Source organism: Acidovorax sp. (assembly GCF_027492855.1).
Classification (GTDB): Bacteria; Pseudomonadota; Gammaproteobacteria; order Burkholderiales; family Burkholderiaceae_C; genus Acidovorax.
On sequence record NZ_JAPUDY010000013.1, the window covers coordinates 1 to 3,608 of the forward strand.

Here is a 3,608-nt window from a genome sequence, read left to right on the forward strand (position 1 = left end):
TGCGTCATTGTGCTATCGATGGCCTCAGATATCAATACCTGTGGAGCAATCCCCATTTCCAGGCGCCAGCGCTTGCAGGGATTGCGCAACAAGCTATAGAAAAAAGAGCAACCTCCAGATTCTACGGGGCCATGGGCTGCGGGACGGCACGCAAGCTGCTTGGCTCCGGGGCCCAGGCTCCCTACACTGAAACCCATCACGCTGTCCTGAAAGTGCCCGCTACCATGCCGCCGAGCTTCGCCTTCCGTCCCCGTCTGCTCGACGCACTGCGCGGCTACGACAAGAGCCGCTGGCTGGCCGATGTGGGCGCGGGCATCACGGTGGGCATCGTGGCGCTGCCGCTGGCCATGGCGTTTGCGATTGCCAGCGGGCTCAAGCCCGAGGCGGGGCTGTGGACGGCCATCATCGCGGGCTTTCTGATCTCGGCGCTGGGCGGCACCAACGTGCAGATCGGCGGACCGGCGGGCGCCTTCATCGTGATCGTCTATGGCATCGTCGAGCGCTACGGCGTGGCCAACCTGCTGATATCGACCGCCTGCGCGGGCGTTCTGCTGGTGCTGCTGGGCCTGTTCCGCCTGGGCACGCTGGTGCGTTTTGTGCCGGTGAGCATCGTGATCGGCTTTACCAACGGCATCGCGGTGCTGATCGCGCTGTCGCAGGTGAAGGACTGGCTGGGCTTGTCCATTGACCGCATGCCGGGCAACTTCTTCTCGCAGATCAGCACACTCGCGCAGCACATTGGCAGCTTCAATCCCTATGCCTTCGGGCTGGGCGCGGCCTGCGTGGCGGGTCTGTTTCTGTGGCCCAAACTCACGCTGAAGGAGTCCCCCGTGATGCGGGTTCTGGAGCAGCACACCGTGCGCACGTTTGCGCGCGTGCCAGCGCCCGTGGTGGCGCTGGTCACGCTGAGCCTGCTGGCCTGGGCGCTGAAGCTGCCGGTGGAGACCATCGGCTCGCGCTTTGGCGGCATTCCGCAGGCGCTGCCCGCGTTTGCACTGCCCGATTTTTCGTGGGAGACGGTGCGCCTGCTCGTCACGCCCACGCTCACCATTGCGCTCTTGGGCGCCATCGAATCGCTGCTGTGCGCACGGGTGGCCGACCAACTCGCCACCGATCCACACTACAAGAAACACGACCCCAACCAGGAGCTGATGGCCCAGGGCGTGGCCAACATCGTGGTGCCGTTCTTCGGCGGCATGCCCGCCACGGGCACGATTGCGCGCACGGTGACCAACATCCGCTCGGGCGCCACCTCGCCCATCGCGGGCATGGTGCACGCGCTCACGCTGGCCGTGATCGTGCTGGTGGCCGCGCCGCTGGCGCTGCACATTCCGCTGGCGGTGCTGGCGGGCATCCTGCTGTATGTGGCCTGGAACATGGGCGAGTGGCACGAGTTCACGCGCCTCAAGCACTTCAGCAACCACTACCGGCTGCTGATGCTGGGCACGTTTTTCCTCACCGTGGTGTTTGACCTCACGGTGGCGGTGGAGGTGGGGCTGTTCATGGCCTGCGCGCTGTTCGTGCGGCGCATGAGCGGGCTGTTCCGCGTGGAGCGCCAGCCGGAGCCAGCGCCCGCAGACACCTTGGCCCCAGGGCGGCCCGTGGCCACCTGGCGCCTGCATGGTGCGCTGTTCTTCGGCGCTGCCGCCAAGATCGATCCCATCATCCAGGCCATAGAGGAAGGCCCGCCCGGCATGGACGTGGTGCTGGATGCCAGCGAGATGATGGCGCTGGACACCACGGGGCTGGACGCGCTGGCACAGATCCTCAAGGCCGTGGCCGCGCGCGGCGGGCGCCTGAGCATGGAGAACCTGCACGAGCAGCCCCGCTCGCTCATCGAGCGATCGGGCTTTGGCGCGCGGCTGGCGGCGCAGGCCGATCAGCCCGTCTGATGCGGATACGCCTCAATCCATCAAAACCGTTCGGGCTGAGCCTGCCTGTCCTGAGCGCGTCGAAGGGTCGAAGCCTCGCGCGGCGCTTCGACGCGCTCAGCGTGAACGGATGGATGTGTATGGGGTCCGGCGTTATTTGCCGCCCTTGTACTCGGGCGCATCCAGGTCCGGGCCGGTCTGGGTGCGCATCACGATATGGTCGGGGCCGTAGATGGCGGTGAACACCATGGACTGGTTCGGCTCCTTCAGATAGCGCCAGTCGGCCCAGGTTTCCTTCTTCAGCTCGTAGGGCGTGGTTTTGGCGGGCTTGCCCAGCAGGCGGCGCACCTCGTCCATGCCCATGCCGGGTGACACGCGCGCAAAGTTCTCGGGCGTGAGCACCTGGCGCAGCGCCGTCATGCGGCCATCGGCGCCGATGGTGATCATGTAATTGACCTGGCCCGCTGGCTGGCGGTTGTACTCCAGCGTGCGGGCGCCGTCGGGCTCGTTCCACGTGTTCTCGGGCACGCCAAAGCGGTCCCGCACGTCGGCTTCGGTCGAAACGCCCTCCTTGAGTTCGCTGATGCGCTGCGGGTCGCAGGCAGAAAGCGCCAGGAGGGAAAAAGCGGCGGTCGCCACGGCAGCGGCGCGATATATCAAGGGCATAAGTCGGTCCCGGTAAAATCCACAGCAGAGAGGTTAACAGTCCATGTCCATTTTCCGCCGCCCCGATTACCAATCCGATGCCACCCAGTTCATCAACCAGCTCAAGGCCAGCCGGCCCGAGCTGGATGCACAGCAACAGGTCGGCCGCGCCCTGCTGTGGGACAAGCAGGTAGACCGCAACATCTGGGGCGAGTACCGCGAAGGCCAGGTTGCCCAAAAGCCTTACGTCTACCAGACGAACGCAGAATAAGCATCAAATTGGCCCTTAGCGCTTATTCAATAAGCGCTAGCAGCTCATTTTTTAATAGCAATCCATGACCACCGCGAACGCAGCCGGCACGGCGGATTCGCCGGACATGCGCGCCCTCCCTGCGTCCGGCATGCCCGACGTGGTGGACCAGGTGGCGCTGGCGCGCCTGTACGGCGAGCCGCTGTTTGCGCTGCCCACCGACCTGTACATCCCGCCCGACGCGCTCGAAGTCTTCCTCGAAGCCTTTGAAGGCCCGCTGGACTTGCTGCTGTACCTGATCCGCAAGCAGAATTTCAACATTCTTGACATTCCCATGGTGGGGGTGACCAAGCAATATTTGGCGTATGTGGACGAAATCCGCAGCCGCAACCTGGAGCTGGCGGCCGAGTATTTGCTGATGGCGGCGATGCTGATCGAGATCAAATCGCGCATGCTGCTGCCGCCCAAGAAGCAGGCCGAAGGCGAAGAACCCGAAGACCCGCGTGCCGAGCTGGTGCGCCGCCTGCTCGAATACGAACAGATGAAGATGGCCGCCGCCCGCCTGGGGCAGATGCCGCAGTACGGGCGCGACTTTCTGAAGGCCCAGGTTTATATCGAGCAAAGCCTGCAGCCGCGCTTCCCCGACGTGCACGTGGTCGAGCTGCAAGAGGCCTGGCGCGACATCTTGAAGCGCGCCAAGCTGGTGCAGCACCACCGAATCACGCGCGAGGAACTCTCGGTGCGCGAATACATGAGCATGGTGCTCAAAACCCTGCAAGGCCGCCGCTTTGTGGAGTTTGAAGAACTCTTCGAGCCCGAAAAAGGCAGCACCGTGCTGGTGG

Annotated in this window: 4 protein-coding genes; 3 read left to right on the plus strand and 1 reads right to left on the minus strand. The window is 64.5% G+C overall.

What is annotated here, in order from left to right; translation table 11 throughout:
• Window positions 1-224 precede the first annotated feature (224 nt).
• Window positions 225-1,892, plus strand: coding sequence for a SulP family inorganic anion transporter (locus Q0105_RS03060; protein ID WP_298208634.1), 1,668 nt, complete (start codon window positions 225-227; stop codon window positions 1,890-1,892).
• A gap of 132 nt (window positions 1,893-2,024) precedes the next feature.
• On the opposite strand, the gene Q0105_RS03065 is transcribed toward Q0105_RS03060, so the two are convergent.
• On the minus strand, window positions 2,025-2,537 hold the full coding sequence (locus Q0105_RS03065; protein ID WP_298208629.1) for an outer membrane protein assembly factor BamE: 513 nt from the start codon (window positions 2,535-2,537) through the stop codon (window positions 2,025-2,027).
• 43 nt (window positions 2,538-2,580) lie between these two features.
• Between Q0105_RS03065 and Q0105_RS03070 the strand changes: the two genes are divergently transcribed.
• Together Q0105_RS03070 and Q0105_RS03075 are read left to right on the plus strand one after the other, a co-directional pair.
• Window positions 2,581-2,787: a DUF3460 family protein gene (locus Q0105_RS03070; RefSeq protein WP_298208631.1), complete on the plus strand. Its 207-nt coding sequence runs from the start codon at window positions 2,581-2,583 to the stop codon at window positions 2,785-2,787.
• A 64-nt stretch (window positions 2,788-2,851) separates the two neighbouring features.
• The coding region (locus Q0105_RS03075) for a ScpA family protein (RefSeq protein ID WP_298208633.1) at window positions 2,852-3,608 on the plus strand (757 nt) is incomplete at its 3' end.